At 71.4% G+C, this 26,010-nt stretch carries 28 protein-coding genes and 1 tRNA gene; 13 read left to right on the plus strand and 16 right to left on the minus strand.

Annotated features, from left to right (window positions below; genetic code table 11):
- Position 1: 1 nt before the first annotated feature.
- Positions 2-1,174, plus strand: coding sequence for a CynX/NimT family MFS transporter (locus tag ACTWPW_RS03185; protein ID WP_443167897.1), 1,173 nt, complete (start codon positions 2-4; stop codon positions 1,172-1,174).
- A gap of 19 nt (positions 1,175-1,193) precedes the next feature.
- Positions 1,194-1,862 carry a hypothetical protein gene (locus tag ACTWPW_RS03190; RefSeq protein ID WP_443167898.1) on the plus strand — a complete coding sequence of 223 codons (669 nt, stop codon included), beginning with the start codon at positions 1,194-1,196 and terminating at the stop codon, positions 1,860-1,862.
- Here the strand turns inward: ACTWPW_RS03190 and ACTWPW_RS03195 are convergent.
- Positions 1,831-2,373 carry a cysteine dioxygenase gene (locus ACTWPW_RS03195; RefSeq protein ID WP_375111318.1) on the minus strand — a complete coding sequence of 181 codons (543 nt, stop codon included), beginning with the start codon at positions 2,371-2,373 and terminating at the stop codon, positions 1,831-1,833. The two genes, ACTWPW_RS03190 and ACTWPW_RS03195, sit on opposite strands and share 32 nt — an antisense overlap.
- Before the next feature lie 20 nt (positions 2,374-2,393).
- Positions 2,394-3,335, minus strand: a complete 942-nt coding sequence (locus tag ACTWPW_RS03200; protein WP_443167899.1) for an amidohydrolase — start codon at positions 3,333-3,335, stop codon at positions 2,394-2,396.
- A 241-nt stretch (positions 3,336-3,576) separates the two neighbouring features.
- Here ACTWPW_RS03200 and ACTWPW_RS03205 point away from each other — a divergent pair, with 241 nt between their 5' ends.
- Positions 3,577-4,566, plus strand: a complete 990-nt coding sequence (locus tag ACTWPW_RS03205; protein WP_375111316.1) for a LacI family DNA-binding transcriptional regulator — start codon at positions 3,577-3,579, stop codon at positions 4,564-4,566.
- Here the strand turns inward: ACTWPW_RS03205 and ACTWPW_RS03210 are convergent.
- Both ACTWPW_RS03210 and ACTWPW_RS03215 read right to left on the minus strand, forming a co-directional pair.
- On the minus strand, positions 4,561-5,901 hold the full coding sequence (locus ACTWPW_RS03210; RefSeq protein ID WP_443167900.1) for an aromatic amino acid ammonia-lyase: 1,341 nt from the start codon (positions 5,899-5,901) through the stop codon (positions 4,561-4,563). The genes ACTWPW_RS03205 and ACTWPW_RS03210 overlap by 6 nt on opposite strands.
- A gap of 9 nt (positions 5,902-5,910) precedes the next feature.
- Complete coding sequence (locus tag ACTWPW_RS03215) at positions 5,911-6,291, minus strand: phage holin family protein (RefSeq protein WP_364115225.1); 381 nt, start codon at positions 6,289-6,291, stop codon at positions 5,911-5,913.
- Between the two features lie 134 nt (positions 6,292-6,425).
- Between ACTWPW_RS03215 and ACTWPW_RS03220 the strand changes: the two genes are divergently transcribed.
- A complete protein-coding gene (locus ACTWPW_RS03220) occupies positions 6,426-6,707 on the plus strand; it encodes a hypothetical protein (RefSeq protein WP_364115227.1) in 282 nt (93 codons plus the stop codon).
- Positions 6,708-6,943: 236 nt separating this feature from the next.
- On the opposite strand, the gene ACTWPW_RS03225 is transcribed toward ACTWPW_RS03220, so the two are convergent.
- Together ACTWPW_RS03225 and ACTWPW_RS03230 are read right to left on the minus strand one after the other, a co-directional pair.
- The gene (locus ACTWPW_RS03225) at positions 6,944-7,777 is read right to left on the minus strand and encodes an FAD:protein FMN transferase (RefSeq protein WP_375111314.1); all 834 of its coding nucleotides are present in this window, start codon (positions 7,775-7,777) and stop codon (positions 6,944-6,946) included.
- 69 nt (positions 7,778-7,846) lie between these two features.
- Complete coding sequence (locus tag ACTWPW_RS03230; RefSeq protein WP_375111313.1) at positions 7,847-8,548, minus strand: hypothetical protein; 702 nt, start codon at positions 8,546-8,548, stop codon at positions 7,847-7,849.
- A 51-nt stretch (positions 8,549-8,599) separates the two neighbouring features.
- Between ACTWPW_RS03230 and ACTWPW_RS03235 the strand changes: the two genes are divergently transcribed.
- The 3 genes from ACTWPW_RS03235 to ACTWPW_RS03245 all read left to right on the plus strand — a co-directional run bounded on the left by ACTWPW_RS03235 (position 8,600) and on the right by ACTWPW_RS03245 (position 10,289).
- The gene (locus tag ACTWPW_RS03235) at positions 8,600-8,992 is read left to right on the plus strand and encodes an OsmC family protein (RefSeq protein ID WP_375111312.1); all 393 of its coding nucleotides are present in this window, start codon (positions 8,600-8,602) and stop codon (positions 8,990-8,992) included.
- Between the two features lie 248 nt (positions 8,993-9,240).
- Complete coding sequence (locus ACTWPW_RS03240; protein WP_375111311.1) at positions 9,241-10,167, plus strand: nucleoside hydrolase; 927 nt, start codon at positions 9,241-9,243, stop codon at positions 10,165-10,167.
- 45 nt (positions 10,168-10,212) lie between these two features.
- Positions 10,213-10,289 (plus strand) — tRNA-Lys (locus tag ACTWPW_RS03245).
- Positions 10,290-10,337: 48 nt separating this feature from the next.
- Here the strand turns inward: ACTWPW_RS03245 and ACTWPW_RS03250 are convergent.
- The 3 genes from ACTWPW_RS03250 to ACTWPW_RS03260 form a co-directional block, all read right to left on the minus strand.
- Complete coding sequence (locus ACTWPW_RS03250; protein WP_375111310.1) at positions 10,338-10,670, minus strand: hypothetical protein; 333 nt, start codon at positions 10,668-10,670, stop codon at positions 10,338-10,340.
- A gap of 81 nt (positions 10,671-10,751) precedes the next feature.
- Complete coding sequence (locus ACTWPW_RS03255) at positions 10,752-11,180, minus strand: nucleoside deaminase (protein ID WP_375111309.1); 429 nt, start codon at positions 11,178-11,180, stop codon at positions 10,752-10,754.
- 31 nt (positions 11,181-11,211) lie between these two features.
- Complete coding sequence (locus ACTWPW_RS03260; RefSeq protein ID WP_443167901.1) at positions 11,212-12,078, minus strand: DUF4429 domain-containing protein; 867 nt, start codon at positions 12,076-12,078, stop codon at positions 11,212-11,214.
- 50 nt (positions 12,079-12,128) lie between these two features.
- On the opposite strand from ACTWPW_RS03260, the gene ACTWPW_RS03265 reads away from it, so the two are divergent.
- The gene (locus ACTWPW_RS03265; protein WP_443167902.1) at positions 12,129-12,710 is read left to right on the plus strand and encodes an HD domain-containing protein; all 582 of its coding nucleotides are present in this window, start codon (positions 12,129-12,131) and stop codon (positions 12,708-12,710) included.
- Here the strand turns inward: ACTWPW_RS03265 and ACTWPW_RS03270 are convergent.
- The gene (locus tag ACTWPW_RS03270; RefSeq protein WP_375111306.1) at positions 12,707-13,417 is read right to left on the minus strand and encodes a FadR/GntR family transcriptional regulator; all 711 of its coding nucleotides are present in this window, start codon (positions 13,415-13,417) and stop codon (positions 12,707-12,709) included. The two genes, ACTWPW_RS03265 and ACTWPW_RS03270, sit on opposite strands and share 4 nt — an antisense overlap.
- Positions 13,418-13,563: 146 nt before the next feature.
- Between ACTWPW_RS03270 and ACTWPW_RS03275 the strand changes: the two genes are divergently transcribed.
- The 5 genes from ACTWPW_RS03275 to ACTWPW_RS03295 are packed head-to-tail and all read left to right on the plus strand — an operon-like array spanning position 13,564 to position 20,047.
- The gene (locus ACTWPW_RS03275; protein ID WP_375111305.1) at positions 13,564-15,168 is read left to right on the plus strand and encodes an ABC transporter substrate-binding protein; all 1,605 of its coding nucleotides are present in this window, start codon (positions 13,564-13,566) and stop codon (positions 15,166-15,168) included.
- Positions 15,165-16,124: an ABC transporter permease gene (locus ACTWPW_RS03280; RefSeq protein WP_375111304.1), complete on the plus strand. Its 960-nt coding sequence runs from the start codon at positions 15,165-15,167 to the stop codon at positions 16,122-16,124. The genes ACTWPW_RS03275 and ACTWPW_RS03280 overlap by 4 nt, the downstream gene beginning before the upstream one ends.
- Complete coding sequence (locus ACTWPW_RS03285) at positions 16,121-18,136, plus strand: dipeptide/oligopeptide/nickel ABC transporter permease/ATP-binding protein (RefSeq protein WP_443167903.1); 2,016 nt, start codon at positions 16,121-16,123, stop codon at positions 18,134-18,136. The genes ACTWPW_RS03280 and ACTWPW_RS03285 overlap by 4 nt, the downstream gene beginning before the upstream one ends.
- A complete protein-coding gene (locus tag ACTWPW_RS03290; RefSeq protein WP_443167904.1) occupies positions 18,129-19,118 on the plus strand; it encodes an oligopeptide/dipeptide ABC transporter ATP-binding protein in 990 nt (329 codons plus the stop codon). Before ACTWPW_RS03285 ends, ACTWPW_RS03290 begins: the two co-directional genes overlap by 8 nt.
- Positions 19,115-20,047, plus strand: coding sequence for a dihydrodipicolinate synthase family protein (locus ACTWPW_RS03295; RefSeq protein WP_375111301.1), 933 nt, complete (start codon positions 19,115-19,117; stop codon positions 20,045-20,047). The genes ACTWPW_RS03290 and ACTWPW_RS03295 overlap by 4 nt, the downstream gene beginning before the upstream one ends.
- On the opposite strand, the gene ACTWPW_RS03300 is transcribed toward ACTWPW_RS03295, so the two are convergent.
- The 6 genes from ACTWPW_RS03300 to ACTWPW_RS03325 all read right to left on the minus strand — a co-directional run bounded on the left by ACTWPW_RS03300 (position 20,039) and on the right by ACTWPW_RS03325 (position 25,937).
- Positions 20,039-20,308 (minus strand): DUF1876 domain-containing protein, encoded by a 270-nt coding sequence (locus ACTWPW_RS03300; protein WP_375111300.1) that lies wholly within the window; start codon positions 20,306-20,308, stop codon positions 20,039-20,041. The genes ACTWPW_RS03295 and ACTWPW_RS03300 overlap by 9 nt on opposite strands.
- Positions 20,309-20,403: 95 nt before the next feature.
- Positions 20,404-21,360 (minus strand): sugar kinase, encoded by a 957-nt coding sequence (locus ACTWPW_RS03305; protein WP_443167905.1) that lies wholly within the window; start codon positions 21,358-21,360, stop codon positions 20,404-20,406.
- Entirely contained in the window at positions 21,357-22,148 is a 792-nt protein-coding gene (locus tag ACTWPW_RS03310) for an IclR family transcriptional regulator (RefSeq protein ID WP_443167906.1), read from the minus strand. The genes ACTWPW_RS03305 and ACTWPW_RS03310 overlap by 4 nt, the downstream gene beginning before the upstream one ends.
- Positions 22,149-22,196: 48 nt before the next feature.
- Positions 22,197-23,309, minus strand: coding sequence for a winged helix DNA-binding domain-containing protein (locus tag ACTWPW_RS03315; RefSeq protein ID WP_443167907.1), 1,113 nt, complete (start codon positions 23,307-23,309; stop codon positions 22,197-22,199).
- An 82-nt stretch (positions 23,310-23,391) separates the two neighbouring features.
- A complete protein-coding gene (locus tag ACTWPW_RS03320) occupies positions 23,392-24,942 on the minus strand; it encodes a clostripain-related cysteine peptidase (RefSeq protein WP_443167908.1) in 1,551 nt (516 codons plus the stop codon).
- Complete coding sequence (locus ACTWPW_RS03325) at positions 24,942-25,937, minus strand: hypothetical protein (RefSeq protein ID WP_443167909.1); 996 nt, start codon at positions 25,935-25,937, stop codon at positions 24,942-24,944. The genes ACTWPW_RS03320 and ACTWPW_RS03325 overlap by 1 nt, the downstream gene beginning before the upstream one ends.
- Positions 25,938-26,010 lie beyond the last annotated feature (73 nt).

Below are 26,010 nucleotides of genomic sequence, written 5' to 3' on the forward strand. Positions count from 1 at the left end.
TATGTCGTTGAGATCCGCCTTGCTGGTCATCGGATTCGCGCTGGCCGCGCTCAACCTGCGCCCCGCCATCGCGGGGGTCTCCCCGCTCCTCGACGAGATCATGAACGACGTGGGCCTCTCGCCCGCGGGCGGCGGCGCGATCACCACCGTCATGGTGGTCTGCCTGGGCGTATTCGGTCCGCTCACGCCGATGCTCGCCCGGCGCGTGGGCCTCGACCGCACGCTGCTGGCGGGCCTGCTGGTCATCGCGGCGGGCCTCGCGCTGCGCGGACTCGACGGCGCTCCCGTGCTCTACCTCGGCTCGGCCCTGGCCGCCACCGCGATCGCCGTGATGAACGTTTCCATGCCCGGCATCGTCAAGCAGCACTTCCCCACTCAGGTCAACCTCATGACCGGCGTCTACGTCTCCTGCGTGGTGGCGGGCGCGGCGGCCGCCTCCGCGCTGGTGATCCCGCTCGAACACGCCACCGGGTACGGCTGGCGCGGCGTCTCGTCCCTCCTGGCCGTCCCCGCGCTGCTGGCGGCGCTGCTCTGGCTGCCGCAGGCGCTGCGCAAGCAGCCTGGCGGGCCGACCGGGCCCAGACCCTTCCGCACGGTGCTGCGCAGCCGGGTCACCTGGTACGTCACCGCGCTCATGGGCCTGCAGTCGCTCACCTTCTACGTCATGCTGGCCTGGCTGCCGACGATCTACCTGGAGGCCGGCCTCCCCGCCGACCAGGCCGGTTACCTGCTCAGCCTGACGAACCTGGTCCAGGTCGGCACCTCGCTCGCGGTCCCCGTGCTGGCCGGGCGGCGCGCCTCGCAGGTGCCGTACGTGGTCGGGGCCGGCGTCCTGACCGTGCTCGGCTACCTGGGCGTGCTGCTGGCCCCGACCACCCTCCCGTGGTTGTGGATGGTCGTGCTCGGCATCGGCCAGGGGGCCTCGTTCGCGCTGGCGCTGCTGATCATCGCACTGCGGCCGGCCGATCCCGCCACGGTGACCGCTCTGTCGGCCGTGGCGCAGTCCGTGGGGTACGTGATCGCGGCGCTCGGGCCGCTGCTGTTCGGGTTCCTCAGGCAGGTGTCGGGCGGCTGGACGGTGCCGCTGGCGACGGGGCTGGGAGTGATCGCGGCGCAGATCGTGGCTGGGTGGTTCGCCGGTCGCCCTGCTACTTTAGGTAAGGCTAACCTTTAGATTTCCCGGGAGTTCCAGCGTGTTGACCGAGACCCTCCAGCGTGTTGCCGACGGGCGTGGCGGGGTGTTCGGGGTGGAGCCCGGCCTGGTCGTCGAGCCCGACGAGAGCTGGACGCCGGTCGGCGAGCTGGTGCGGGAGCCGTACACGTTGTTGTGCCGGCTCATCGACGTGCCGGCCGCGCGCTGGAACGCGCCACGGCACGTCGGCGCGGCGCTGTTCTGGAAGACGTTCGGATACTGGCACACGCTGCCGATGGCGCTCGGGTGGGCGCTGGACGGGCGGGTGCCGGTCATGCGGCTGGCGGACACGTACTTCAAGGTGTCGGACGCCGGGGTGACGCTCGCGGCCACGCGGGTGAGCTGGGGCGCCGGCGCCTCCGCGATCGCCGGGGCGCTGGAGGAGGCGCAGCGGCCGCTGGTCGAGGCCATCGGCTCCGTCGCCAAGGTGGGTGAGCGGACGCTGTGGGGCTCCACGACGGAGGCGATCGCCCACCCGCTGGTCTCGATCGTGCCCGGCGACTACATGAGCCTGCTGAAGGAGGTCGGCCGGCCGGTCGACGGGCTCGTCGAGCCCGCCGACGACGGCTTCTTCCGCAGGACGTGCTGCCTGTGGATCACGCTGCCGGACGTCGAGCCGTGCGGAACCTGCTGCGTGCTCAGGCCACGGAGCCGATCGGGTCGTCCATAGGCCGCAGCTCGTCGGCGTAGCTCACCGACACGCGGCGCATGACGCCGCTCGGGTCGATCGAGTACTGGCCGAGCCGCCACAGCGGCGGCGAGTAGGCGTGGATCGAGACGCTCTCGTCCACCGCGCCGGTGAGCCGGTGGATGTGGTCGGGCCCGAACGAGAACGACTGCCCCTCCGGCACCACGGTCTCCAGGTGCTCGCCGCCGATGCGCGGGTTGCACTCCCGCAGCGCCCCCCGCACCACGTGCACGGCTCCCGAGGAGATGTCGTGGTCGTGCCAGCCCGTGTCGTCCTCTGGGCGCCAGCACAGCAGCCAGACGTCCACGTACGCGTCGCGGTAGAGCGAGGCGTAGTGGCGCCCGCCGTCCGCCGGGAAGTCCACCTGGTCACGCCACTCCTCCGGGCGGGCGGCCAGCTCGTCCACCAGGTCGCGCAGCTCACGGCGGTCGAGAGTGCGCTCCGGGAGCCCCGCACAGGTGCCCCCGTCCTGGATCTGCTCAGTGGTGCTCACGTACGAGTCTCCTTCCCTGCTCATGGCCTCACTCCGTTCGGCGGGCCCGGTCGCCACATTCCCCCGCCTTCTCCCGCTCCGGTCGTTTCGCTCCCGCCGCTCCTGCAGTCGGCGGCACTCCCGCGCAGTAGCCGGCGGGGGTTGACGACCGTGATGGCATGGCCGGCGGCCGCGCCGAGTCCGGGGTCGGGGGCGGTGGCGTAAGGAGCGTCGGAGCCGTTGACCACGACGTCGATGCCGAGCTCGCGGACGATGGCGTCGATGGCGCGCGGGCCGTACGAGGAGGTCTCCACGAAGAAGTCCCGGTCGACCAGGCCGCGCCCGCCGCCGCCCCGGGTGATCAGACGCTCCGAGTGCAGCGGCGCCAGCCCCGCGAGGAGCGCGAAGCAGACCCGCAGCCGCGGATGCCGGGGCCGGACGACGGCGTGGAAGTAGTGCCAGGCCGCGTGCATCTGCTGCACGTACGGCACCAGCGCCGGCCACCACGGCGGCGCGCCGGCCATGGGGGCGGCCGGGCCGGGGTGCACGAACAGCGGCAGGTCCCTGGCGGTCAGCACCTCCAGCAGCCGGTCGTCGGGCTCGGCCGTGGCGGGGATCTGCAGACCCGCGAAACCGCGGTCGAGATCCTTGGCCAGGCGGTCCGGGTCGGGCTCGCTGTGGCAGGTGGCCGCCCACGCCCCGAAGGGCTCGCCCAGCGCCAGGGCCCCGTCGTGATAGGCGTCGATCAGCGGCCGGCCTTCTTCGGGAGGCAGGAACTCGATGCCCAGCGGGCTCGACAGCGACACCAGCGCCAGCTCCAGGCCGGTGGTGTCGCGGTGCTCGTGGTCGGCGGGATCCACCTCGTACGGCGGCTCGCCGTCGAGGATCAGCGTCCAGCCGTCGAGGCGGGGAGGGGAGGTGCGGGCGCGCAGGGCATCGACGAACGCGCCTGTCCACAGGTGCTGATGCACGTCGACGCTCATGGTCGCGGCCCTCCTTCCGCTATTTCCTACTCACAATACATGTAAACGCCTCACGCTGTGATGTCTCCCTTGTGAAACGCTTCAGTGATACGGTTCAGTGAACCGCTTCACTTGGCGCTTGTCAACGGGTGCCGCCCTGCCGGACGGTGACGCGCCCGGCGAGTCCCCCACCGCGTGGCGAACCCGACAGGATCGTGGCGGGAAATCGGCGTCTGTCGGTGCTACGCAATAGGCTGGCGTAATGCCTCGCAAGAGAGCGACGATCCGTGAGGTGGCCCAGGCCACAGGCCTGTCACCGGCGGCCGTCTCCTACGCGCTACGCGGCCTGCAGGTGTCGGAGGAGACGATGGAGCGCGTGCGTGCCGCGGCCGCCGAGCTCGGCTACGAGGCCGATCCCATCGCCAGAGCTCTGGCCAGCGGGCGCACCGGCATGATCGGCCTGCTGTGCGGCTCGCTGGAGGACCTCTGGCAGCAGTCCCTGGCGGTCGGCATCAGCAGGGGCCTGCGGGAGAAGGATCGCTACGCCCTGATCCTCGACGCGGTCGGCGACCCGGCCAGGGAGCGGGCCATGGCCCAGCAGCTCCGTGACCAGCGCGTGGACGGGATGATCGTGCAGCCGATCGACCCGGCGGCCGCGTTCTGGCCCGAGCTGTGCGAGTCGGTTCCGGTGGTCGCGATCGGCGACTCGATCTCCGGCACGGCCGGCGAGGTCGTCTTCGACAACCGGCGCGGGGTGACGCTGGCCCTGGAGCACCTGCGGGCCCTGGGCCACCGCAGCATCGCCGTCCTCACCCCGACCCGGGCCAGCACGCCCGACCGGCCCGCCGACGTGCACGTCACGGCCGAGGCCGAGCGGCTGGGCCTGGACATCGAGGTCACCACCGCCCCTCACGGGCTGGCGGGGGCCACGGCGGCGGCCCACGAGCTGCTGAGCGGCAACAAGCCGAGCGCGGTGTTCTGCTTCGCCGACTCCATCGCCTACGGGGTCTACGCGGCGGCGCAGGAGCTCGGTATGTCCGTGCCCGGCGACGTGTCCGTCATGGGCTACGACGATCATCCGATGTCGGGCCTGCTCACGCCGGGGCTCACGACCGTCGACTGGGACATCGACGGCATCGTGCGGGCGGCGGTGCGGCTGATCGCGGCGGCCGCGGACGGTGGCACCAGGCGGCGGCGCGTCGTGCAGAAGCCCACGCTCAGGGAGCGCGGCTCGGTCGCCCAGGCGTCATAGCCGGTGCGGCGGGTGCCGTGACAGGGCGCGGCGGGATTCCTCCAGGTCTTCGGTGAGCGGGCGGTCGGGCGTGGCCGGGTGGAGTGCGCGGGCGGCGGCGGTGCGCTCGCAGGCCAGCACGACCTCCAGGGGCTCCAGGCAGCGCAGGGTGTGGCGGGCGGCCTGGGTGGCGAAGCCGGCGTGGTCCTCCGCGCCCCGCGAGATCACCGCCGTGCCCGTCGTCACCGGGGTCGCCAGGTGGCGGAGGTCGGACAGCGCGTCCTGGGCCACGTACTCGAGGATCAGGGCTCCCGAGGCGCCGGGGCTGTCGGCGAGGAAGGGGAGATGACCGGTGTAGGCCGGGTCCATGAGGGTGGCCAGGCGGGCCGTGCTGAGCTGGGCCGTCTGCACGAGCGCGGCCCGCAGCGCGTCGAGGGCCAGGGCCACGGGGGCCGAATGGAAGTTGCCGTTGTGCCAGGCCAGGCCGCCGGCGATGAGGGGGTTCTCGGTGGGGGAGTTGAGGTCGACCTCGATCGTGGCGACGGCTCTCGCGAGGGCGTCCAGGGCGGCGCCGTGCACCTGGGCGAAGGCGCGGAAGCCGTACGGGTCCTGGATGCGGGTGGTGGGCTCGTGGGAGAGCAGGCCGCGCAACCGGGCGGCCACCGCGGCCTGGCCGGGATGCGGCCGGGCCTCCTGCACGGCGGCGGCCAGCGGCTCGGCCGAGGCGTCCACGGCCGTGAACGACATCGCGGCCACGTCGACGGCGGCGTCGAGGAGGAGGCGCAGGCGGTGACCGGCGATGGCGGCGTCGGCCAGGGTGGCCGCTCCCGAGCTGATGAACGGCAGCGCGTCGCCCGGGGCGAAGTCGTGGCGGGGCGGGTCGGCGGGGGCTCGCTGGGGGTCGCGGTGCCAGGGGAGCTCGCCCAGGAGGCACAGGGCCGTGGTGGCCAGCGCCGTGAGGTCGCCGGTGCCGATGGCGCCGTACGTGCGCAGCGGCGGGGTGTAGCCGTGCTCGATCGCGTACGCCAGCGCCCGGCAGACGGCCGGATCGACGCCGGAGCCGCCCGCGAGGAGCTGGTTGAGCCGGACCACGAGCATCGCCCTGGCCCGGGCGGGCCCGATCGGCGGGCCGGCGCCGCACGCGTGGCTGCGCAGCAGGCCGAGGCCCGCTCCCTCCAGCATGACGTCCCGGTTCGCCCCCACCCCCGTGCTCTTGCCGTACACGGGGCCGGTCAGCTCCTGAGCGGTGGCCCACGCGGCCCGGGCCCGATCCAGGGAGGCGATCGTGACCCGGGCCCCGTCGTACGCGGCCTGGTGGACCTGCGCGCAGGTCAGGCCGGCGCCGTCGAGCTCCATAGGGAAGGGTCAGTCGTTGTCGGGGATGAACAGGCCGAGCAGCCAGCTCACGACGCTGATGATGATCGCCCCCCAGAACGCGGCCGGGTAGAAGTTGTCGACATGGAAGGGGATGTCCAGCTCGCCGGCGATCCAGCTCGTCAGCAGCAGCATGGCCGCGTTGATGACGAGCAGGAACAGTCCCAGTGTCAGCACGATGATCGCGCAGCCGAGCGCCTTCACGATGGGCTTGACGATGGCGTTGATGACACCGAAGATCAGGGCCACGAGCAGCAGGACGCCCCAGTATCTGGCCGTGTTGGTGGGGGCGTCCACATCGATGCCGTCGATGAACTGGATGGCCACCCACAGGGCCACTGCCGCGGCGATGGTTCTGATGATGAATCTCACGCTGGTTGATCCTCCCACTTGTGATCGGCGCTGCGATAGGGGCGCAGTCACTACGATGCCCTTCGGTCACTGTCGGTAGTCGCCGGTTATCGTCGGTCCAACGGGGGGAAGAGGCGTGCAGGGGAGGGATCGAGATGGACGCGAACGCGAACGGGCTCGAGTCGCTGCCGGCCGACGAGTTGCACGATCGGGCGGTGCGTTACGCCGTGCGCCATGGGGACCTGGGGTTCCTGTGGGAGTTGCTTAAGGTGATCCCGGCGGCGGAGGCCGCCAGCGGTCATTCCAACGAGACCGCCAACGACCTCAGCAAGGTCTCCGCGCTGCTCAGCGACGCCATCGCGGCGGGTGAGGGCAAGCTCGGCGAGGCACTGCGGCCGATCTACATCGAATATCTGCGCAAACATCCCGACGCCTAGGCGTCGCCGCTTCGAGGGAGGACTTCGCGCATACGTCTTCGGGTCGGTCTTCGGGGCCTGGGTTCTGCGGCGGGTGCCGGTCCCGATGGCCGGGGTCGGCCCACCGCGGGGCCCCGGCCGGCCCCGCCGGATCGGCGGGCCGGCTCGTGGGGCGCGGCTGCTTGGAGCTGAGGAACGCGGTGCGGCACGCCGGGCTGGGCGGGCTGGGCGGCCTGGCGGTGTCGGTGGTGGGCGGGTCAGCCGGCCAGGCGGGTTTGGGCGGTGCTGTAGCGGGCGAAGCCGGGGGTGGTGAGCTCCTGGCCGTCGTGGGTGACGATCATGGTCTCGTACGGGCCCGAGCGGGCCAGGTCGGTGGCGAAGCGGCGGCCCGGCAGGGGGCCCATGGCGTAGATCGCGGTGGCGTAGGCGTCGGCCAGGCCGAGGTCGGGGCCGATCACCGTGACCCAGCCCAGCCCGGTCTGGACCTCTCCGGTGTGCGGGTTGACGATGGGCGCGCCGCCGGAGGTGGCCAGGCCCAGGTCGTGGGCGAAGACGACCTTGCGTACGGTGTCGTCGCGCGGATCGCGCACCCCGACGCGCCAGCGTTCGCCCGGGGCGGCCGAGCCGCGCACCCTGATGTCGTTGCCCGCGGTGATGCGGTGGTCGCCGGCGCCGGCGTTGGACAGCGCCCGCGACAGCCGCTCCAGCGCCCAGCCCTTGATGTAGCCGGAGGGGTCGATCACGCCGTTGATGCGGGCCTCGAACCAGCCGCCGGTGGCCTCGCTGAGCTCGTCGCAGCGGTGCAGGACCTCGACGAGCTCGGGGATCTGCCTGATCGTCTGGCCGCGGTTGAGCCGGCCGATCTGGCTGTCCTCCTTGGTCGGGCTGAAGGTGTCGTCCACCCATCTCAGCCAGGCGAACGCGTTGTCCAGCAGGGGGATGAGCTCGCGTGCCGGGAGGGCGGTGCGGATGTCCACGCTCACCGGCATGCCCATGACCATCTCGACACGGGCGCTGCCGGGGAAGGTCATCATCGCGGCCTCGGCGATATCAGAAGTCGTCGCGGACTCGGCGATGTCAGAAGTCGTCACCTTGCCTCCTTGCCTGTCGCCTACGCTTTCAGACGGGGCCCACGCTTCCAGACCGGGCGTATGGTAGGCCTAAACCCTTTGCCCGGATTTGAAATGAATCTGTGACCTCGGGACAGCAAGGCGTGACAAGGCTCCGGCGACGTACCGCTTGAACGGCCGCGGGCCCGCCACCAGCACCTCGCGCTCGGCGATGTCCGGGATCTCCCGGCTCAGGCCGGAGGCGCTCACCCGCTCCTTGACCCGAGGATCGTGCTCGGCGCCCACGACGAGGATGAGGTCGTAGCGGGCCGCGAGGTCGCGCAGCTCGTCGGTGACGCGCTCGGTGCGGTAGACGGCCACCGTGTCCGTCGCGCTCGCCAGTCGCTCGCGCAGCGCGGCCGGGTCGAGGCCGGTCGCGATCAGGAGCGCCGGTCTGGTCGTGTGGGGCACCCGGTGGCTCCAGACCGCCATCACCGCCGCCATCGCGTAGAGCAGCAGCGAGCCGGCCCGGCTGAGGCCGGTCACGTAGGCGGTGGAGCTGAACTGGTGTGCCACCAGCAGCGCCCCGGCCAGGTAGCCGCCGAGCCGCAGGCGTTGCCTGGCCTCCTCGGTGCGCAGGTAGTCGGCGGCCTTCACGCTGAGGAAGCCGAGTGCCACGAGCAGCGCCGCGGCGGCGTAGGCGGTCGGAGTCCACGGGTAGCCGTAACTCGGCTGGATCGCACCGAACTCGGCGACCGCGACTCCGCACCAGAAGAGGATCGGGCCCTGATCAGCATTCGCCTCGCTAGCCATGGCTCCACGATCCTGAACGAACATTAAAGGTTTCTGAGTAGGGTCTGAAACATGGCTAACGTGCGTGTCGAGCGGACTGAAGAGGGCGGATTCCGGGCTACCAACGCCCGTGGCGCCGAGGTTCTGATCGGGGGCGGCGACGAGGACGGGGTGTTCACTCCGGTCGAGTTGCTGCTGGCGGCGGTGGGCGGGTGCAACATCGTCACCGTCGAGCCGCTCACCGCCAAGCGGGGGCACCGGCTGGTGCGGCTGGCGATGACGGTGGGTGCGGAGAAGGTCGAGTCGAACAAGCTCGGCCCGGTGACCATCACGTACGACGTGGAGCTGCCGTCCGAGGAGGCCGACGAGGTGTTCCGGGCGGTCGCCGGTCGGGTGCACGAGAAGTACTGCACGGTGAGCAGGTCGCTGCAAGAGGGGACGGAGGTTCGGTTGGAGCTTCCGTAGGTGGATTAAACAGATATTCGACCCCGTTATGACGCGACCGTTGCATTCGTCTCGGTAGCGTTGGAGCAGGTCAGGAGCACTGCAACTGACCGAAGGACCTTCACCGATGCGGACGCGGAGGGGGACCGCGGTTCGCAAGTGCGGGACCGCCGGCGTTTTTGGGGGAAAGCGCCGGCCTGGACCGCCGCCGATCGGGCCGGGCAGCTTTGGGGGAACTGCCCGGCCCGATCCATGCGTATCCTCCGGACGTGAAGAAAGTTCTCATTGATTGCGATCCCGGCATTGACGACGCGCTCGCGCTGGCCCTGGCCGCCGGCTCCACCGGCTCCCTCGACCTCGTCGGCGTCACCACGGTGGGCGGGAACGTCGATCTCCCGCTGACCACGGCGAACGCGCTGGCGTTGCGGGAGTTCCTCCAGATGGGCGACGTGCCGGTGACGCCGGGCAGCGCCGGCGCCCTGATGCGGCGGACGGTCAGGGCCACCGCCGTGCACGGGCTTACCGGGCTCGGCGACGTGGTGTTGCCGGCACCGGTGCGGGGGCCGTCGGAGGGGCACGCGGTCGACTTCATCGTGGAGACGCTGCGGGCCGCGCCCGGTGAGATCACGCTGGTGGCCGTGGGACCGCTGACGAACATCGCCCTCGCCGTACGCCGCGAGCCGCGCGTCGTCGAGTGGGCCCGCGACCTGGTCATCATGGGCGGCTCCTACACCCGCGGCAACCACAACCCGGCCGCCGAGTTCAACATGCTGGCCGATCCCGAGGCGGCCGCGATCGTGTTCGAGGCCGGCTGGACGGTCAAGATGCTGGGGCTCGACGTGACGCTGTCGGCCGTGGTGACCTCGGCGGTGCTGGAGCGGATGCGGCCGCTCGGCCGGCTGGCCGACCTGCTGGTGCCCGCCGCGCAGTTCTACGGGGTGGTGTCGGCCGAGGGCGGGCCGGCCATCCATGACGCGTGCGCGGTGGCGTACCTGCTGGATCCCGGTCTCTTCACCTGCGTGCCGGCCGTGGTGAACGTGGAGACGGCCGGGCAGTACACGAGGGGCATGACCGTGACGGACTTCAGGATCGGCGACCGGGAGGCGAACGCGCTGGTGGCGACCTCCCTGGACGTGAAGGGCTTCTGGGACCTGGTGGTGGGGACGTACGAGAGGCTGGCCGTCCGGCTGGGCTGACACGGGCGCGGGCACTGGCCGGCGGCTGATAGAGTTACTTCTGTTGCGCCGCTAGCTCAGTTGGTCAGAGCAGCTGACTCTTAATCAGCGGGTCCGGGGTTCGAGTCCCTGGCGGCGCACCATCACAGCGAAACGGGCACTGTCCACCGGACAGTGCCCGTCGTCGTTTCTCAGGCCGGTCGCTCGTCCACGCCGACGGCGCCGACGCCGCTGGTGAAGATGCCGCCGCAGTAGCCCTGGGACTGACCGGAGCCGCCCGGTGGGAGCGTCACCCACTCGCCCACCACGTCCGGCGCCCGCCCGCAGACCACCACGGCCCGGAAGATCCAGGTCCGGTCCGTGGGGTTCTGGCAGGAGGCGATGCCGAGGTCGCGGTCGTTGGCGTGTACGAAGGTGTCGCAGTCGAGGATCGTGGCCGCCGCCGAGGCGGACGGCGCCGGCCACGCCGACAGGAGCGCGAAGGACCCGGCCACGGCCGCCGCGATGCGCATTCCCTTGAACATTTGCCCCTCCAGGACCAGAGATCGACCATCACTTTCCGCAGTCGATCGTATGCAAGGAGTGGCGAAGCTGAAAGCGGTTATTCAGCGGTAGTAGCCCTCGACGGGTACGCGTGCCTCCTCGTACAGGGCGGGGCCCTCGGACGGAGGGTCGGTGAAGGAGCTGCCGGGCGGCTTGAGGCCGTCGAGCTGCTCGCCGGACAGCGCGTACACCACCTTGCCCAGGCCCGAGCGGGCGATGGCGCCCGCGCACATGCCGCAGGGCTGGCAGCTGGTGTACATCGTGGTCGTGGCCGCGGCGGCGGGATCGAGCTCGCGGGCGGCCCAGCGGGCCAGCTTCAGCTCGGGATGGGCGGTGATGTCCCGGTCGGTGAGGGAGCTGTTGCGCTCCTCGGCCAGGATGGTGCCGTCGGGGCCGGCCAGCAGCGAGCCGAACGGCGGATTGCCGCCGGCCCGGGCCTCGGCGGCCAGGGCGATCGCCCGGCGCAGCAGTTTCTCCGCGTCATATGTCACTGTGGCTCCTGGAGTCTTTCCGGGTTGATGGTCACGAGTCCTGAAGGCGGCGGATCATGGCCTGCTTGGCCGTCGCGAACTCCTCGTCCGTCAGCACGCCCGAGCGGTGCAGCTCGCCGAGCTCGCCCAGCCGGCGCAGCACCGCGTCGTGCACGTCGTCGGAGACCGGCGCCGGGGAGGCAGGGGGCAGCTCGGGCGCGTCGCGCGGGAGGCGGGCGAGCACGGCCGCGGCTACCAGGGCCGTCGCGCCGCCGAAGCGCTGGATGCCCCAGGACACGCAGCGCAGGTCCTTCTGCGGCGGCCTGGAGCTCGGGCCCTCGCCCTTGATCCGGAAGCGCAGCGTGCCGTAGCTCATGCCGGACTGCGGCCGCCACTCCACGCCGGAGATGTCCGGGAGCGGGAACTCCTGCGGGCCCGCCTTCTCCTTCTCCGTGCTGGCCCAGCCGGTCCACTCCAGCCGCACCCGCTCCCCGTCGAAGAACGCGGTGCCGTCGCCGGCCGTGGCCGAGATGGGCACGTTCGGGACCGGGAGCAGGTAGTCGTCGCAGGGGCCGCTGGGGGTCTGGTAGACGAGCAGGGTGTCGCGGATCTCGTCGGCGAAGTATTCGGCGGCGCCCGCCCGGGTCTTCGGGACCGCCAGCCGGTAGGGGTCGGCGGGCGCGGTCAGCGTGCCGGCGGCGGCGTCGGACAGCGCGTCGGCTCCCTTCCGCAGCCGCAGGCGCAGGTGGCCGCCCTTGCGCGAGGGCTCGAACGCCACGCCGGCGATCGCCTCCAGCGGCACCATCACCTCGCCGAGGGTCCTGCGCAGCTCGTCCACGTCCTTGCCGCTGCCCGGGACGATTCGCAGCATTTCCCCATTGAACGTCCACGACCCATCGGCGACAGCGATCTCGGCCATATTCTCACCCTAAGACACGCTCGCGGCACGATCACCTACGAAGGAGCGGGATGGAGATCTTCACCGGCTGGCCGTCCTGGGCGCATGCGGAAGGTCCGCTGCGCACGGCGCTGCCGCCGGCCACCGTGGGCGCCCTGCGCGAGGCCCTGGCCTTCGCCGGGCGCAAGCACGGGGTGCAGCAGCGGCCCACCGGGCGGCCCTACCTGGAGCATCTGCTCGAGGCGCTGGAGGTGGCCGTGTCCGGCGCCGGGGTGAGCGACAGGGACGTGCTGGTCGCGATCGTGCTGCACGACGTGCTGGAGGACACCTCCTGCACGGAGGGTGACCTCGCGCGGCGGTTCGGCCCCGAGGTGGCGGCGCTCGTGCGGTGGGTGACCAAGCCCCCCGGCGGGGTCAAGGCCGACTATCTGGCCTCGCTGGTCAAGGCGCCGCACAAGGCCGTGCTGGTCAAGCTCGCCGACCGGGTGAGCAACGTGCAGGAGCTGCAGCGGATGCCGTGGCGGTTCCAGCGGCGCTACTACCTGGAGACCGTCGCGTACATCATGCCGCTGGCCGGGGCCCACCCGTGGTTCGCGGAGTGGTTCGGGGAGTGGCGCCGCAGGTGGCGGCGGGTGGAGAGGTGGCCGGGCTAGGTTTTGATCTTCGCGACGCGGTTGCGTACGCCCTCGAAGTGCGCGTGTACGGCGGCCACGGCGGCGGCCCGGTCGCCGGCCAGGACGGCGGTGTGGATGTCGCGGTGCCGTTTGGCGACGTCGGCCGAGGGCTCGTCGGGTGCGCCCAGGGCGTCGCGGAGCTGGTAGTAGACGTCCCAGAACGCGCCGAGGAGCTGGCTCACCAAGGGGTTGCCGAGCGGGCGGTAGAGCAGGTCGTGGAAGAGGCGGTCGGTCTCGGGGGAGACCGGGCCGGCCTCGGCCTCGGTCTCCATCCTGGCCATGACGGCGGCGACGGGCGCCAGGTCGACCTCCGGGCCCAGCTCGATCAGGCGCTCGACGAGGCCGCTCTCCAGGATCTCGCGGATCTCGATCAGGTGGGCGAGGTGGTTGGCGCCGTTCTGCAGGGTGATGCGGCTGTGGAAGGTCAGCTCGTTGACCAGGCCGGCCAGGGACATGCGGCCGACGAACATGCCGAAGCCGTGGCGGATGTCGACGATGCCCACCGCCTGCAAGGCCTTCAGCGCCTCCCGGATGGAGTTGCGGCTGACCTGGAGCTCTTCCATGAGCTCCGACTCCGTGGGGAGGGGATCCCCGGCCACCAGCCCGCGCCTGACGATGAGGTCCTTGACGCCCTCCTGGGCCTCGGCGGCGCGGCTGGGGCGCGCCGGACGCGGGACTGTGGTCATGAAAAATCCTTTCGCCGTAGGTAACATTCCGGAAATCTTCTGTTGACCTCAAGCAGCGGCTGCGTTTAGCGTCCACTTTACGCACAAGATAGGACATGGGATGTCCCACGTTCCATATCCCCTCCAGGTCAGCCGCAACTCCATCCGTGAGCTCTGAGTTCAGTCGCCGCGACTTCCTGCGTTACAGCGGGGCGACGGGTGCGGCGGCGTTCGTCGCGGCCACGCTCTCCGCTTGTTCCGGAGGCCCGGCCTCGACCGGTTCGGTCGGCGCGGGATCGAACAAAGACCTGATCACCGCCGTCATCGGGTACGGCAACGACCAGAGCTGGGATCCGACCCAGACGGCGTCGGCGTTCGCGATGGCCGGGATCAGCCATGTCTACGAAGGGCTGCTCGACACCGACCCGGTCACCCGCGAGCCGTACCCGGCGCTGGCCACCGCGCTGCCGGCCGACCTGAACGCCACCACCTGGCGGTTCACCCTCAGGGACGGCGCCAAGTGGCACGACGGGCAGCCGGTCACGGTCGACGACGTGATCTTCACCTTCGACCGGATCCTGGGCCCCGACAACGTCCTGACCGGCAACTTCTTCAAATCCTGGCTCCAGGAGGTGAAGAAGGTGGACGAGCGGAACGTGGAGCTGGTCTTCAAGTTCCCGTTCCCCGACGCGGCGCCCCGGCTGACGATCGCGAAGATCATGCCGAAGCACGTGTTCAGCCAGGCGGGGGCATGGGACCAGGCCAAGGGCGGCAAGGCGGTGGGTTCGGGGCCGTACAAGCTGGCGGCGCACAACCCCAAGTCCAACACCTCGTTCGAGGCGTTCGACGGCTACAACGGGCCCCGGCCGGCCACGGTCAAGAAGATGAACTGGCTGACGATCGTGGACGCCGCGGCCCGCGTGGCCAAGATCTCCGGTGGGTCCGCCGAGGCGCAGATCGCCGACAACATCCCGTACGCCAACGTCGAGCAGCTCAAGCAGCAGGGGCTGACGGTCGAGGGCGGCAAGGGCATGAACCACATGTTCCTGATGTTCAACACCGGCACGAAACCGTTCGACGACGTACGGGTGCGCCAGGCCCTGCACTACGCCATCGACAAGCAGAAGATGATCGACGTGGCGCTCAAGGGCCACGGCACCGCCTCCAGCTCCTTCCTCAACGAGGGGCACCCCGACCACAAGCGCGCCTCGGTCGTCTACGACCACGACCCCGAGAAGGCCAAGGCGCTGCTGAAGGAGGCCGGGGTCAGCAATCTGACGATCAATCTCATGGCCGTCAACGTGAGCTGGATCGCGGACTGCCTGCCCACCATCGCCGCCTCCTGGGAGGCCATCGGCGTCAAGACCACGCTGGAGCCGCAGGACACGGCCGCGTTGTTCACCAAGATGGACCAGTTCCAGGACTATCAGGTGGTCGCCGCGGCCTCGAACCCCAACCAGTTCGGCATGGACGCCGACCTGATCCTGCACTACAACTACGTGCCCGGCGGCCTGTGGATGAAGTACAGCCACTGGGACGGCACCAAGGACGCCGAGAAGCTGTTCGCGATGATGGACGAGGCCGGCAAGGAGACGGACAAGGCCAAACGGACCGAGCTGATCCACGAATATCTGGACTTCGTGGCTGAGCAGGCCATCCTCTACCCGGTCGTGCACAACGAGCTGATGACGGCCTGGGACCCGAAGAAGATCTCCGGCATCCGCGCCCAGCCGTACCCGGGCATCAACCTGCTGCAGGCCAAGAGGACATGACCCTCGTCGCCCGGATGCTGCTGCGGCGGCTCCTCATCCTGATCCCGCTGGTGCTCGGCGTGGTCGCGTTCGTGTTCATCGTCATGCGCTTCTCCGGCAGCAAGCCGGAGTACGCCTACTTCCAGGGCGCGAACCCGACCCCCGAGCAGATCCACCAGTTCCAGCTCGAGAACGGCCTGCTGGACCCGCTCCCCCTGCGCTATGTCCGCTTCGTCGCCGACCTCGCGCAGGGCGACATGGGCACCAGCGTGCTCACGAAGAAGCCGGTCATCGAGTCGGTGACGACCGCGCTGCCGCTGACGTTGCAGCTCACGTTCCTCGGCCTGGCCGTGGCGGTGGTGCTGTCGCTGGTCTTCGGCGTGACGGCGGCGATCTTCCGCGACCGCTGGCCCGACCAGGTGATCCGCATGGTCTCGCTGATCGGGGTGGCGGCCCCGGCGTTCTGGCTGGCCCTGCTGATGATCCAGTGGCTGGCGGTGGGGGAGGGGCTGTTCCCGACCGGCGGCTACATCAACCCGGCCGACTCGCTGGCCGGCTGGCTGCAGTCGATGACGCTGCCCGCGCTGTCGCTGTCGCTCCCGATCGCCGCCCAGCTCACCCGCATCATCCGCACGTCGATGGTGGAGGAGCTGGACCGCGACTACGTACGCACCGCGGTCGGCAGCGGCCTGCCGCCGATCGTGGTCGTCGGCCGGAACGTCCTGCGCAACGCCCTGATCAACCCGCTGACCGTGCTGGGCCTGCGCATCGGCTACCTGATCGGCGGCACCGTGGTCATCGAGACGATCTACGGGCTGCCCGGCATGGGCCAGCTCATGATCAACGCCGTGCGCGACGGCGATCCGGCCGTCGTCCAGGGCGTGGTGCTGACCATCGCGGTCGGCTTCATGGTCGTCAACCTGGTCGTCGACGTCCTGTATCTGCTGGTCAACCCCCGCCTCAGGAGCGCCACATGAGACAGTTCCAGCTGCGGCGGGGACTGGCGGAGCGCCTGTCCCGGCCCGGCATCGGGTTCCGCCGGATGAAGCCGCTGTCGTGGCTGTCGGTGGGCATCATCGCGGTGGTCGTGCTGGCCGCGCTGCTGGCACCGTGGATCGCGCCGCACTCGCCGTACTTCCAGGAGGCCGCCGGCGGCGGCCCGTCCGCCGCGCACTGGATGGGGCTCGACAGCGCCAACCGCGACATCCTGTCCAGGCTCCTGTACGGCGCCCGCTGGTCGCTGATCATCGGCCTGGGCGCCACCGGGCTGGCCCTGGTCACCGGGGCGATCATCGGCGCCGTCGCGGCCACCTCGCGCCGGGCCGTGGACGAGACCCTCATGCGGCTGCTCGACGTCATCATGGCCTTCCCCGGCATCGCGCTGGCCGCGGTGCTCGTGGCGGTGTTCGGTGGCAGCATCCCCGTGCTGGTCATGGCGATGGCCTTCCTCTACATGCCGTCGGTGGCCCGCGTCGTCCGGGCCAACGTGATCGCCCAGTACGGCGAGGACTACGTCGCGGCCGAGCGCATCATCGGCGCCCGCACGCCGCACATCCTCGTCAAGCACGTCGCGATCAACTGCGCCGCGCCGGTGCTGGTGTTCTGCACGGTGATGGTGGCCGACGCGATCGTGTTCGAGGCGTCGCTGTCGTTCATCGGCGCCGGCGTACGCCCGCCGAACCCCTCCTGGGGCAGCGTCATCGCCGACGGCAAGAACCTGGTGCTGCTCGGCGGCTGGTGGGCCACGGTCTTCCCCGGCCTGCTGATCCTGATCACCGTGCTCGCCCTGAACATCCTGGCCGAGGGCATCTCCGACGCCTGGGCCGCCCCGGCCGCGCGCAAGGCCCAGGTGCGCAAGGACGACGCGTTCGAGCAGGCCAAGCCCGGCTCCGGCGAGGTCGTCGAGCTGCCCGGCCTGGCCGAGGCCGCGCGCCGGCTGGCCGAGCGGGCCCGTCCGCTGCCGCAGGGCCCGCCGATCCTGGCGGTGGAGCGGCTGCGGATCGGATTCCCCAGAAGGGCCGGCAGCGTCGCGGACCCGGCGACAGGGGATGTCGCGGACCCGGCGACAGGGGACACCGCGGACCCGGCGACTGTGGACGTCGTGGACGGCATCGGCTTCGAGGTGCGTCCCGGGGAGGTGCTCGGCCTGGTCGGCGAGTCCGGCTGCGGCAAGTCCCTGACCGCGCTGACCATCATGGGCCTGCAGCCCCGCGACGCCCGCGTCAGCGGCCACGTCCGGTTCGACCAGCGGGAGCTGCTGGCCGAGTCGAAGCGGGCCCGGCGCCGCCTGCTCGGCCACGAGATGGCGATGATCTACCAGGACGCCCTCTCCTCGCTGAACCCGGCCATGACCATCAAGGCCCAGCTCAAGCAGCTCACCCGGCGCGGCGGCCGGCGCAGCCCCACCGAGCTGCTGGAGCTCGTCGGCCTGGAGGCCCGCCGCACCCTGTCGGCGTACCCGCACGAGCTGTCGGGCGGTCAGCGGCAGCGGGTGCTGATCGCGATGGCGCTGTCGCGCGAGCCCAAGCTGATCGTCGCCGACGAGCCCACGACGGCGCTCGACGTGACCGTGCAGGCGCAGGTCATCGAGCTGCTGCTGAGGTTGCGCGAGGAGCTGGGGTTCGCGCTGATCCTCGTCTCGCACGACCTCGCGCTGGTGGCCGACGTGACCGACCGCGTGGTGGTCATGTACGGCGGCCAGATCGTCGAGACCGGCGTCACGGCGACCCTGGTCGGCAACCCCGCCCACCACTACGCCCGGGGCCTGCTGGGCTCGGTGCTGTCGCTGGAGTCGGGGGCCGAGCGGCTCACGCAGATCCGCGGCGTGGTGCCGGCCCCGGCCGACTTCCCGCCCGGTTGCCGGTTCGCCGACCGGTGCCCGATGGCCACGGACGTGTGCCGTACCGAGCGGCCGGTGCTGGAAGGCGACGCCGAGCACGCGGTGGCCTGCCATCACCCGGCCCGTGTGGAGAGTGAGCAGCATGCTTGAGCTGAAGGACGTGCACGTCGTGCACAAGGCCCGCTCGGGCGGCGTGTTCTCGCGCGACCGCGTCCACGCGCTGACCGAGGCGAACTTCGCGATCGGCCCCGGCGAGACGGTCGGCGTCGTGGGGGAGTCGGGGTGCGGCAAGTCCACGCTGGCCAAGGTGCTGGTGGGCCTGCAGCGGCCGACCTCGGGCACCGTCACGTTCCGCGGCCGGGAGCTGTGGGGGCTGAAGGAGCCAGAGCGGCGCCGGCTGATCGGGTCGAACGTGGGGATGATCTTCCAGGATCCGTCCACGGCGCTCAACCGGCGGCTGCCGATCCGGCAGGTGCTGCGTGACCCGCTCAACGTGCACCGCCGCGGCACCCCGGCCCAGCGCGAGGCCCGCGTGCGGGAGCTGCTCGACCTGGTGGGGCTGCCCGCGAGCGCGGCCGACGCGCTGCCGAGCCAGCTGTCCGGCGGGCAGCGCCAGCGCGTGGCCGTCGCCAGGGCGCTCGCGCTGGAGCCCGAGCTGGTGGTGGCCGACGAGCCGACCAGCGCGCTCGACGTGTCGGTGCGGGCGCAGATCCTCAACCTGCTGCTCGATCTGAAGGAGCGGCTCGGGCTGGCGCTGGTGTTCGTCTCGCACGACATCCAGACGGTACGCAGGATGAGCGACCGTGTGGTCACCATGTACCTCGGGCGGATCGTCGAGCAGACCCCGGCGCAGGCGGTGCCGCTGGGCGCGCGGCACCCGTACACGCGGGCGCTGTTCTCGGCCACGCCCGGGCTGATCTCGCCGATCAACCCGATCCCGCTGGTGGGCGCCGTGCCGTCGGCGACCAGACCGCCCAGCGGATGCCCGTTCCGTACGCGGTGCTGGCGGGCAGATGACCTCTGTGCGGCCGAGTGGCCGGCGGCGGAGATCGAGGACGACCACCTCTTCCACTGCCACCACCCGGTGGCCGCGGGAGCGACCGATCTTGAACTGATCCAGGAGCGCGTATGACGTCTTCCCACATCGCCGGGTCCGCGACGCTGACCGGTGTCATCCCGCCGGTCTGCACGCCGATGACCCCCGAGTACGAGGTGGACACCGCCTCGCTCGTCCGGCTGATCGATCACCTGCTCGACGGGGGCGTGGACGCGCTGTTCGTGCTCGGGTCGTCGTCGGAGGTGGCGTACCTGACGGACGCGCAGCGGCGGACGGTGCTGGACACCGTGGTCGGGCACGCGGGCGGGCAGGTGCCGGTGCTGGCCGGGGTGATCGACATGACCACGCCGCGGGTGCTGGAGCACGCGCGGGTCGCGGCCGGGGCCGGGGCGTCGGGGCTGGTGGTGACGGCGCCGTTCTACACGCGTACGCATCCGGAGGAGATCCGCACCCACTTCAGGACCGTCGCCGCGCGGACCGGGCTGCCGGTCTACGCCTACGACCTGCCGGTCTCCGTGCACACCAAGCTGAGCGCCGGCCTGCTGCTGGAGCTGGCCGCCGAGGGCGCGCTAGCCGGGGTGAAGGACTCCAGCGGCGACGACGGCGGGCTGCGCGAGGTCATCCTGGGCCGCGAGGCGCCGTTCAGCGTGCTGACCGGGTCCGAGGTGACCGTGGACTCCGCGCTGTGGATGGGCGCCGACGGCGTGGTGCCGGGGCTGGGCAACGTGGACCCGCAGGGGTACGCCGAGCTGTACCGCTGCGCCTCCCGCGGCGACTGGGAGGCGGCCAGGGCGGAGCAGGAGCGCCTGGTCAGGCTGTTCGAGATCGTCCGCGTCGGCGGCGCGCGCATGGGCGGCAGCTCGTCCGGCCTCGGGGCGTTCAAGGCCGCACTTCACCTGCGCGGCGTCATCGACTGCCCGATCACCGCGCTCCCGCAGATCCCGCTGAACGACGACGAAGTCGGGCGGATCGGCAAGCTCCTGGCGAGCGCCGGGCTATTGTGATCTGCCCACCGGGCTCGCCATCTGGGCCACGTCCTCCGCGCCGTCCTCGATCAGCTTCGACGCCAGCTCCGACAGCGCCCGCCCGACGGCCAGCTCGTCCCCGATCCCCGGCACCGGCCGGTCGTCCGGATTGCGGCGGGCGTGTGCCACGCTCTCGTGCCGCTTTCCGTCCGGGGTGAACAGGACCGCCGTGGCCGTGGTCAAGGCGTCGTCGTCGTCCTCGCTGATCCAGATCTGCACGTTCCACTGCTTGTACTCCATGACGACCACCTCCCTACGTCCAGCCTCCTCCCGGGAGGGGCGGACGTAAAGGTGAGCGGGTCGGCCTTCGGCGTGGGCGGCCCGCTCGTCGCTCTCTAGCGGCTCACGCCGTCGGCGGGGCTCCGCAGCAGGTCCAGGTCGGCTCGCCGGGGCAGGCTCTCCCAGTCGCCCTGCGAGGTCACCGCGAACGCCCCGGCCGCGCACGCGGTGCCGAGCCGCTGCCCGGGCTCCGCCCCGGCCAGCCAGTCCGCCAGCCAGCCGGCCGCGAACGCGTCCCCTGCCCCGACGGAGTCGACCTCGGTCACCCGGTACGGCTCCGCCCGGCGTACGACGCCGTCGGACAGCTCCATGGCCCCCCGCGCCCCGAACTTGACCAGCACGTGCCGCGGCCCCAGCGCCGCCAGCGCCCTGGCCAGCTCCTCGGCCCCCGCGACGTCGGCGATCAGCCGGCCCTCGGCCTCGGTCGCGAACAGCACGTCCACGTCGCCGGCCGTGTCGCGCAGCCAGGCCCCGGCCTCCTCCGGCGTCCACAGCGCCCGCCGGTAGTTGACGTCGAGCGAGACCGGCACCCCGGCGGCCCGCGCCTCGGCGATGGCGTGGCGGACGGCCTCCCGCGCCGACGCCGAGAGCGCGGGCGTGATGGCCGAGACGTGCAGCATCCGGGCCGACCTGATGAGCTCCGGGTCCAGGTCGGCGGCGCAGAGCCGCGAGCCCGCGCTGTCCTTGCGGTAGTAACGCACGTCGATGAGGTCGGCCGTGCGCCTGCCCTTGATCATCAGGCCGGTGGGCGCGCCGGGGTCGGGGATCGCGTGCACGTCCACGCCCTCGCCCGCGAGCGTCGCCCGGATCAGGTCGCCGAACTCGTCGGCCCCCACCCGGCCCACCCACGCCGCGCGGTGGCCGAGCCGGGACACGCCGATCGCGACGTTGGACTCGGCGCCGCCCAGGCCGAGGTCGAAGTCGCGGGCGAAGCGCAGCGGCCCCGTGCGGCGGGCGGCGAACAGCGCCATGGTCTCGCCGAAGGTCACCAGATCGGTCGTCGGTCGCGTCATCGGCTCCGGCCACCCAGCTTTCTCGATATCCGGGCCGCCGCCCCGGCCACCAGCGGCCCCAGCTCGCGCACCCGCGCGGCGGTGATCCGCGAGGTGAGGCCGGAGACGGAGACGGCCGCGGTGACGGCGTCGTCGTGGTTGAAGATCGGCGCCGCGACGCAGCGCACCTCGGGCTCGTTCTCGCGGTCGTCCACCGCGTAGCCGCGGCGCCGGATGTGCGCCAGCTCCGCGCGCAGCCGCTCGACGTCGGTGATCGTGCGCCTGGTCCGGGGCTCCAGGACCAGCTCGGTCAGGATCTCCTCGGGCTGCCAGGCCAGGATGGCCTTGCCGACCGCGGTGGAGTGGAGGGGGCCGCGGCTGCCGATGCGCGAGGCCATGCGGACGTTGGCCTCGTTCTCCACCTTGTCGATGTAGACCACGTGCGGCGGGTCGTAGACGACGAGGTGGACGGTCTCGCGCACCTCGCTCATCAGCCGGTGCGACTCCTCGGCGGCCACGGCCCGCAGGTCGAGGGTGGCGAGGTAGGCCTGCCCGAGGCGGAGCGTGCCGTGGCCCAGCCGGTAGGTGCCGGTTCTGCGGTCACGATCGAGCAGCCTGGCCTCGACGAGGGGCACGGTCAGGCGCAGCACCGTGCTCTTGGACAGGCCCACCGCCTCGGAGAGCTGCGTCAGCGACAGCCCCGAGTGCTCGCGCACGTGGTCCAGCACGGTCAGGGCGCGCCTGAGCGAGGCGGACTGGTTGCGTTCCTGCACGGTGCCCAACCTACCGATGAAACCGCAGTGCAACATGTTGTTCTGCACTGCACAACAGGCCGGGCCGAGGGGCGGCGGCCGGTGTCAGGACTTGGAAGGGCCGTCGAAGACTGAAATTTCATGCTTGTCGCCCGGGGCGAGGAACTCCAGCAGCCGCCGGGCCTCCTCCTCGACCTCGTCCAGGGCCTTGATCGGCTCCCACTGGTGGAGGTTGAGGGTGGAGGTCCCCTTGGTCCGCGTGACCGTCCAGTCGCCGGCCGTGACGCCGTCCACCAGGATGGCGCGCGGCATCACGTTGGTGCCCATGAAGCCCCGGAGCGCCGCGAACCCGGTCTCGGTGATCACCCTTGACCGGTCGGCGTGGGAGAGGAAGAGGTTGTCGAAGTCGTACATGAGGCGCGGGGGCGCCGGGGCGTCCTCGGCGGGGCGTACGGCGTCGGGCAGGTCGTACAGGGTCCTGCCGCTGTCGTCCCTGAACCTGACCAGGTCCATTGACTCCACCACCTCGCCCAGCCGGGTCAGCCCCGACCAGGTCTGCACGTCCATCACCGACGCCGGCCCGAACGCCGCCAGATAGCGCCGCACCAGCTCGGCCGGCGTCATCGGCGGCGTCGCCCGCCGGGCCTCGGCGCCGAGCCAGGACTCCGCACTGGTGTGCGCGACCGGCCCGCTCCTGCCCCACAGGCCGCGCGGCGGCACCTGCACCAGCGGCACCAGCCAGCGCACCCCCTGGCCCAGCGCGTGCGGGTCGTTGTCCGGCCACCGCTCGGCCAGCGCCCGCCCCAGGTCGGCGAACGTCATCGGCCGCTCCGCCAGCAGCGCCCGCCCGGTCGCCGCCAGCTCGTCCAGGTCCACCCCCGCCAGTCGCTTGCCGAACGTCGTCCGCGTCATGCGCTCGGTGACCTGCTGCAGCAGCGGCCGCATGGCCAGGCAGTCGCGCCCGCTGACCAGGTGGATGGTGGAGCGCTGCAGCGCGATGCGGACGAGCTCCCTGGAGAGCAGCAGGGCGGCGGCGTCGTCGGGCGCGAAGCCCTCGACGCGGTTCCAGAGCCCGACGTACCAGGTGTGCGGGGTCTGTGCCTGGAGCCCGCCCAGGCGCTCCACGACCTCGACGACGGGGAGGCCGGTGCGGCGCAGCAGGTGCTGTCTGTCCAGCGTGGCCCGATTGAGCGCCCTGCGGCTGATGAGGGGATCCATGGCACAAAGGTAGGGGCTATTGCGGCCGGTCCCGGGCCGCAATAGCCCCAGCGGCGCCGGCGGATCGCCGGCATGTGGCCTCCTAACGCCTGATGGTACGCGCGTTCGCGTAATCTCTGAGGAATTCGTCCCACTCTGTGTGCTGGGCGAGCTGGAGGTCCGCGTAGAAGCGCGAGATCGTGCGCTCCATCGGGAAGTACGCGCTGATCCCGCCGCACGCCTCCACCTTGTCGCCCTGGTGTGCCTCGTTGACCACGAAGCCGCCGGGCGTCTGGACGGCCAGCAGCTTGTCGGCCACCGAGGCCAGCGTCGGGTCGGTCCGCGAGTCCGCCACCAGCGCCAGGCAGACCGTCCGCAGGTCCACCAGCGACCGGTCGAAGTGGAAGCGGGTGGCCACCGACTGGACGCTGTCCACCACGGACCGGTTGGCGCGCACCTGCTGCCGCAGGCCGGCCGCCAGCGACTGGAACTCGCCCATGAACTCCTCGATCCGCGTCGCGTCGACCGCGCACTGCGTGACGGTCTGGTGCGCGCCGCGGTAGGACCTGGCGTACTCCTCCACCACGACCCGCCCGAGCTCCCGCGCGTCCATGCGCGGGTTGGCCGCCATGGCGGCCAGGATCTCGGTGTACGGCCAGCCCTCGTTGGGCTCCAGCTCCTCCGAGCTCACCACGACGGCGGCGTGCTCGCGGAGCTCGTAGCAGACCTCGAGGTTGCTCATCAGGCAGGCGTCCATGCCCAGCAGGTCGATCGGCCGGCCGAGCTCCTCGTGGACGCGCCGCATGACGTTGCGCAGCTCGATGGTGTCGAGGGAGTGCAGCGTGCCGTCGTCGCTGGCGATCGCGCGGTCCTGCCCGGTGGGCAGCTTGAGCACCTCGCCCAGCGACGTCGTGAACACGGCCTTGGTGATCTCCGGGGTCTCCGTCAGCCTGGCCAGCTCGGAGAAGGCGGGCTCGCCCTCGGCCATGGCCATGCGCGGGGCCCGCCGCACGTATCCCGTCTCGATGTCATGCCGGACCGTGCGGCCCCTGACCTGGGTGTAGATCTGGTCGAGGTCGTCCGGGGTCCAGCCGCCTCCGTGGTTCCAGACCACGAGCGCGTACCGCCTGGCGGGGGCCTGGCGGGCGGCCCAGCGGACGAAGTCCAGGAGGGTCTGCGGGTGGCCGGAGTCGACCGGCGGCTGCAGCTCCTCGATCAGGTCGGGGGCGCCGCCGGCGCTGATCTCCATGTGCTGGGCCCGGCCGCCGGCGTCCTGCCGCTTCACGAACGCGGTGACCCGGACGCCGTTGTACGACTGGACGGCACGCAGCTCCTCCAGGTCCCGTCCCGCGGCGTCGGACAGGTTGTTGTTGCCGGCCATGTAGACCATGAAGTTCCACTCGGCCGGTTCGTCCGAGTGCGTGCGGCGTTCCTCGGTCATGGCCCGGGTCCGGCCGAGCGCCCGCCACGTGCCCGGGCCGGCCACGCCGTCGGCGGGCAGGCCCTCGCGCTGCTGGAGGCTCAGCACGGCGCCGTAGGTGGCGCCGCCGAAGTACCCGTCGGCCTGTACGCGGTAGCCGCGGGCGCGCAGCGACTCCTGGAGCCGCCTGACCTCTTCCCCTCTGCTGCCGAGTCGCAGCGTGGGCCCGGCCATCAGTCGGCGGCCCAGTGGAAGTTGAGGCACTTGCCGTCGGGCGACAGGTCGCCGATCGGGATGACGTACATCGGCGTGTGCTCGCCGAACATCCTGGCCTTCCACAGCACGATGGCGCCGCCGGCCTGCACGGACCTGGACTCGAAGGTGGCGTACCGGTCGCCGTCGGTCTCGACGAAGCAGATCTGCCGGTGGGTCTCGTCGGTGACCTGGATGCCCTTCCACCACATGGAGTGGGGGGCCAGGCTGAGGCGGACCTCGGTGGTGCCGGGGGGCGCGGGGGTCTCGGTCAGGTGGAGGACGTCGCCGTCGCGCAGGCGGTGGGCGCCGACCAGGTCGCTCCTGCTGATCCTCATGAGCTGGATCGGGTCGCGGCCGGGCATGCGCTCGTACCTGATGGGCGTGCGCTGGTCACCGTGCACGATGGCGAGCAGGTCGGGCAGCTGGGCGATGATCGCGGGCAGCGTGGCCTGCACGATGGGACCGAAGTAGCGCTGGTTGAGCTCGCGGTCGGTGACGCGTACGGGGTGCTCGGAGCGGTTGCCGTGCATGGTCTGCAGCAGGCCGGGGAGCACCTGCATCATGATCGGCGCGATGGTGCCGATGAGCTGCGGTACGAACTGGAGGAAGCGCTCCTCCTCGTTCTGGTCGGTGTCGGCCTTGGGCGGGCCGAAGGAGAGGAGCTGCTCCACGAGCGGCGGGATGATGGCCTGCACGACCGGCATGAGGACGGCGGCGACGTCCATGAACGAGCGGTCGGCGGCGAGCTGGGCGTAGGCCTCGGGGAGGGCGTACCGCTGCGGTTGCTGCTGGTACTCGACGGGCCGGTGCTCCCTCCGCGGCCCCATCGGCAGCAGGTGTTGCTGGTGCGGACGTGCGCCGAACTGGTCTGCTGCCTGGTGGGTCAGCTGGAGGCCCTGGAGGATCGTGGGGAACAGCACGTTGAGAATCCGTGCCTCCGCTCCCCGCTGCTCCTCTGCGATGTAGGACGGCATGATGTTCTCCCGGCATTTGGGGGCATTCGTCCACGTTGGACGCTATGAACGCTCTGTGCCGCGAGCATCAGGG

The sequence above is a fragment of the Nonomuraea sp. KM90 genome, from assembly GCF_052246675.1.
In the GTDB taxonomy this organism is placed as follows: Bacteria; Actinomycetota; Actinomycetes; order Streptosporangiales; family Streptosporangiaceae; genus Nonomuraea.

Excerpts from the sequence above, each read along its gene's own strand:
- ACTWPW_RS03185 (WP_443167897.1), top strand. The coding sequence starts at position 2 with ATGTCGTTGAGATCCGCCTTGCTGGTCATCGGATTCGCGCTGGCCGCG.
- ACTWPW_RS03220 (WP_364115227.1), top strand. The coding sequence starts at position 6,426 with ATGGACGCGAACGCGAACGGGCTCGAGTCGCTGCCGGCCGACGAGTTG.
- ACTWPW_RS03315 (WP_443167907.1), bottom strand. The coding sequence starts at position 23,309 with ATGGATCCCCTCATCAGCCGCAGGGCGCTCAATCGGGCCACGCTGGAC.
- ACTWPW_RS03265 (WP_443167902.1), top strand. The coding sequence starts at position 12,129 with ATGGAGATCTTCACCGGCTGGCCGTCCTGGGCGCATGCGGAAGGTCCG.
- ACTWPW_RS03260 (WP_443167901.1), bottom strand. The coding sequence starts at position 12,078 with ATGGCCGAGATCGCTGTCGCCGATGGGTCGTGGACGTTCAATGGGGAA.
- ACTWPW_RS03300 (WP_375111300.1), bottom strand. The coding sequence starts at position 20,308 with ATGGAGTACAAGCAGTGGAACGTGCAGATCTGGATCAGCGAGGACGAC.
- ACTWPW_RS03210 (WP_443167900.1), bottom strand. The coding sequence starts at position 5,901 with ATGGAGCTCGACGGCGCCGGCCTGACCTGCGCGCAGGTCCACCAGGCC.
- ACTWPW_RS03205 (WP_375111316.1), top strand. The coding sequence starts at position 3,577 with ATGCCTCGCAAGAGAGCGACGATCCGTGAGGTGGCCCAGGCCACAGGC.
- ACTWPW_RS03270 (WP_375111306.1), bottom strand. The coding sequence starts at position 13,417 with ATGACCACAGTCCCGCGTCCGGCGCGCCCCAGCCGCGCCGCCGAGGCC.
- ACTWPW_RS03230 (WP_375111313.1), bottom strand. The coding sequence starts at position 8,548 with ATGGCTAGCGAGGCGAATGCTGATCAGGGCCCGATCCTCTTCTGGTGC.
- ACTWPW_RS03235 (WP_375111312.1), top strand. The coding sequence starts at position 8,600 with ATGGCTAACGTGCGTGTCGAGCGGACTGAAGAGGGCGGATTCCGGGCT.
- ACTWPW_RS03285 (WP_443167903.1), top strand. The coding sequence starts at position 16,121 with ATGAGACAGTTCCAGCTGCGGCGGGGACTGGCGGAGCGCCTGTCCCGG.
- ACTWPW_RS03325 (WP_443167909.1), bottom strand. The coding sequence starts at position 25,937 with ATGCCGTCCTACATCGCAGAGGAGCAGCGGGGAGCGGAGGCACGGATT.
- ACTWPW_RS03200 (WP_443167899.1), bottom strand. The coding sequence starts at position 3,335 with ATGAGCGTCGACGTGCATCAGCACCTGTGGACAGGCGCGTTCGTCGAT.
- ACTWPW_RS03320 (WP_443167908.1), bottom strand. The coding sequence starts at position 24,942 with ATGGCCGGGCCCACGCTGCGACTCGGCAGCAGAGGGGAAGAGGTCAGG.
- ACTWPW_RS03250 (WP_375111310.1), bottom strand. The coding sequence starts at position 10,670 with ATGTTCAAGGGAATGCGCATCGCGGCGGCCGTGGCCGGGTCCTTCGCG.
- ACTWPW_RS03295 (WP_375111301.1), top strand. The coding sequence starts at position 19,115 with ATGACGTCTTCCCACATCGCCGGGTCCGCGACGCTGACCGGTGTCATC.
- ACTWPW_RS03305 (WP_443167905.1), bottom strand. The coding sequence starts at position 21,360 with ATGACGCGACCGACGACCGATCTGGTGACCTTCGGCGAGACCATGGCG.
- ACTWPW_RS03290 (WP_443167904.1), top strand. The coding sequence starts at position 18,129 with ATGCTTGAGCTGAAGGACGTGCACGTCGTGCACAAGGCCCGCTCGGGC.
- ACTWPW_RS03280 (WP_375111304.1), top strand. The coding sequence starts at position 15,165 with ATGACCCTCGTCGCCCGGATGCTGCTGCGGCGGCTCCTCATCCTGATC.
- ACTWPW_RS03310 (WP_443167906.1), bottom strand. The coding sequence starts at position 22,148 with ATGTTGCACTGCGGTTTCATCGGTAGGTTGGGCACCGTGCAGGAACGC.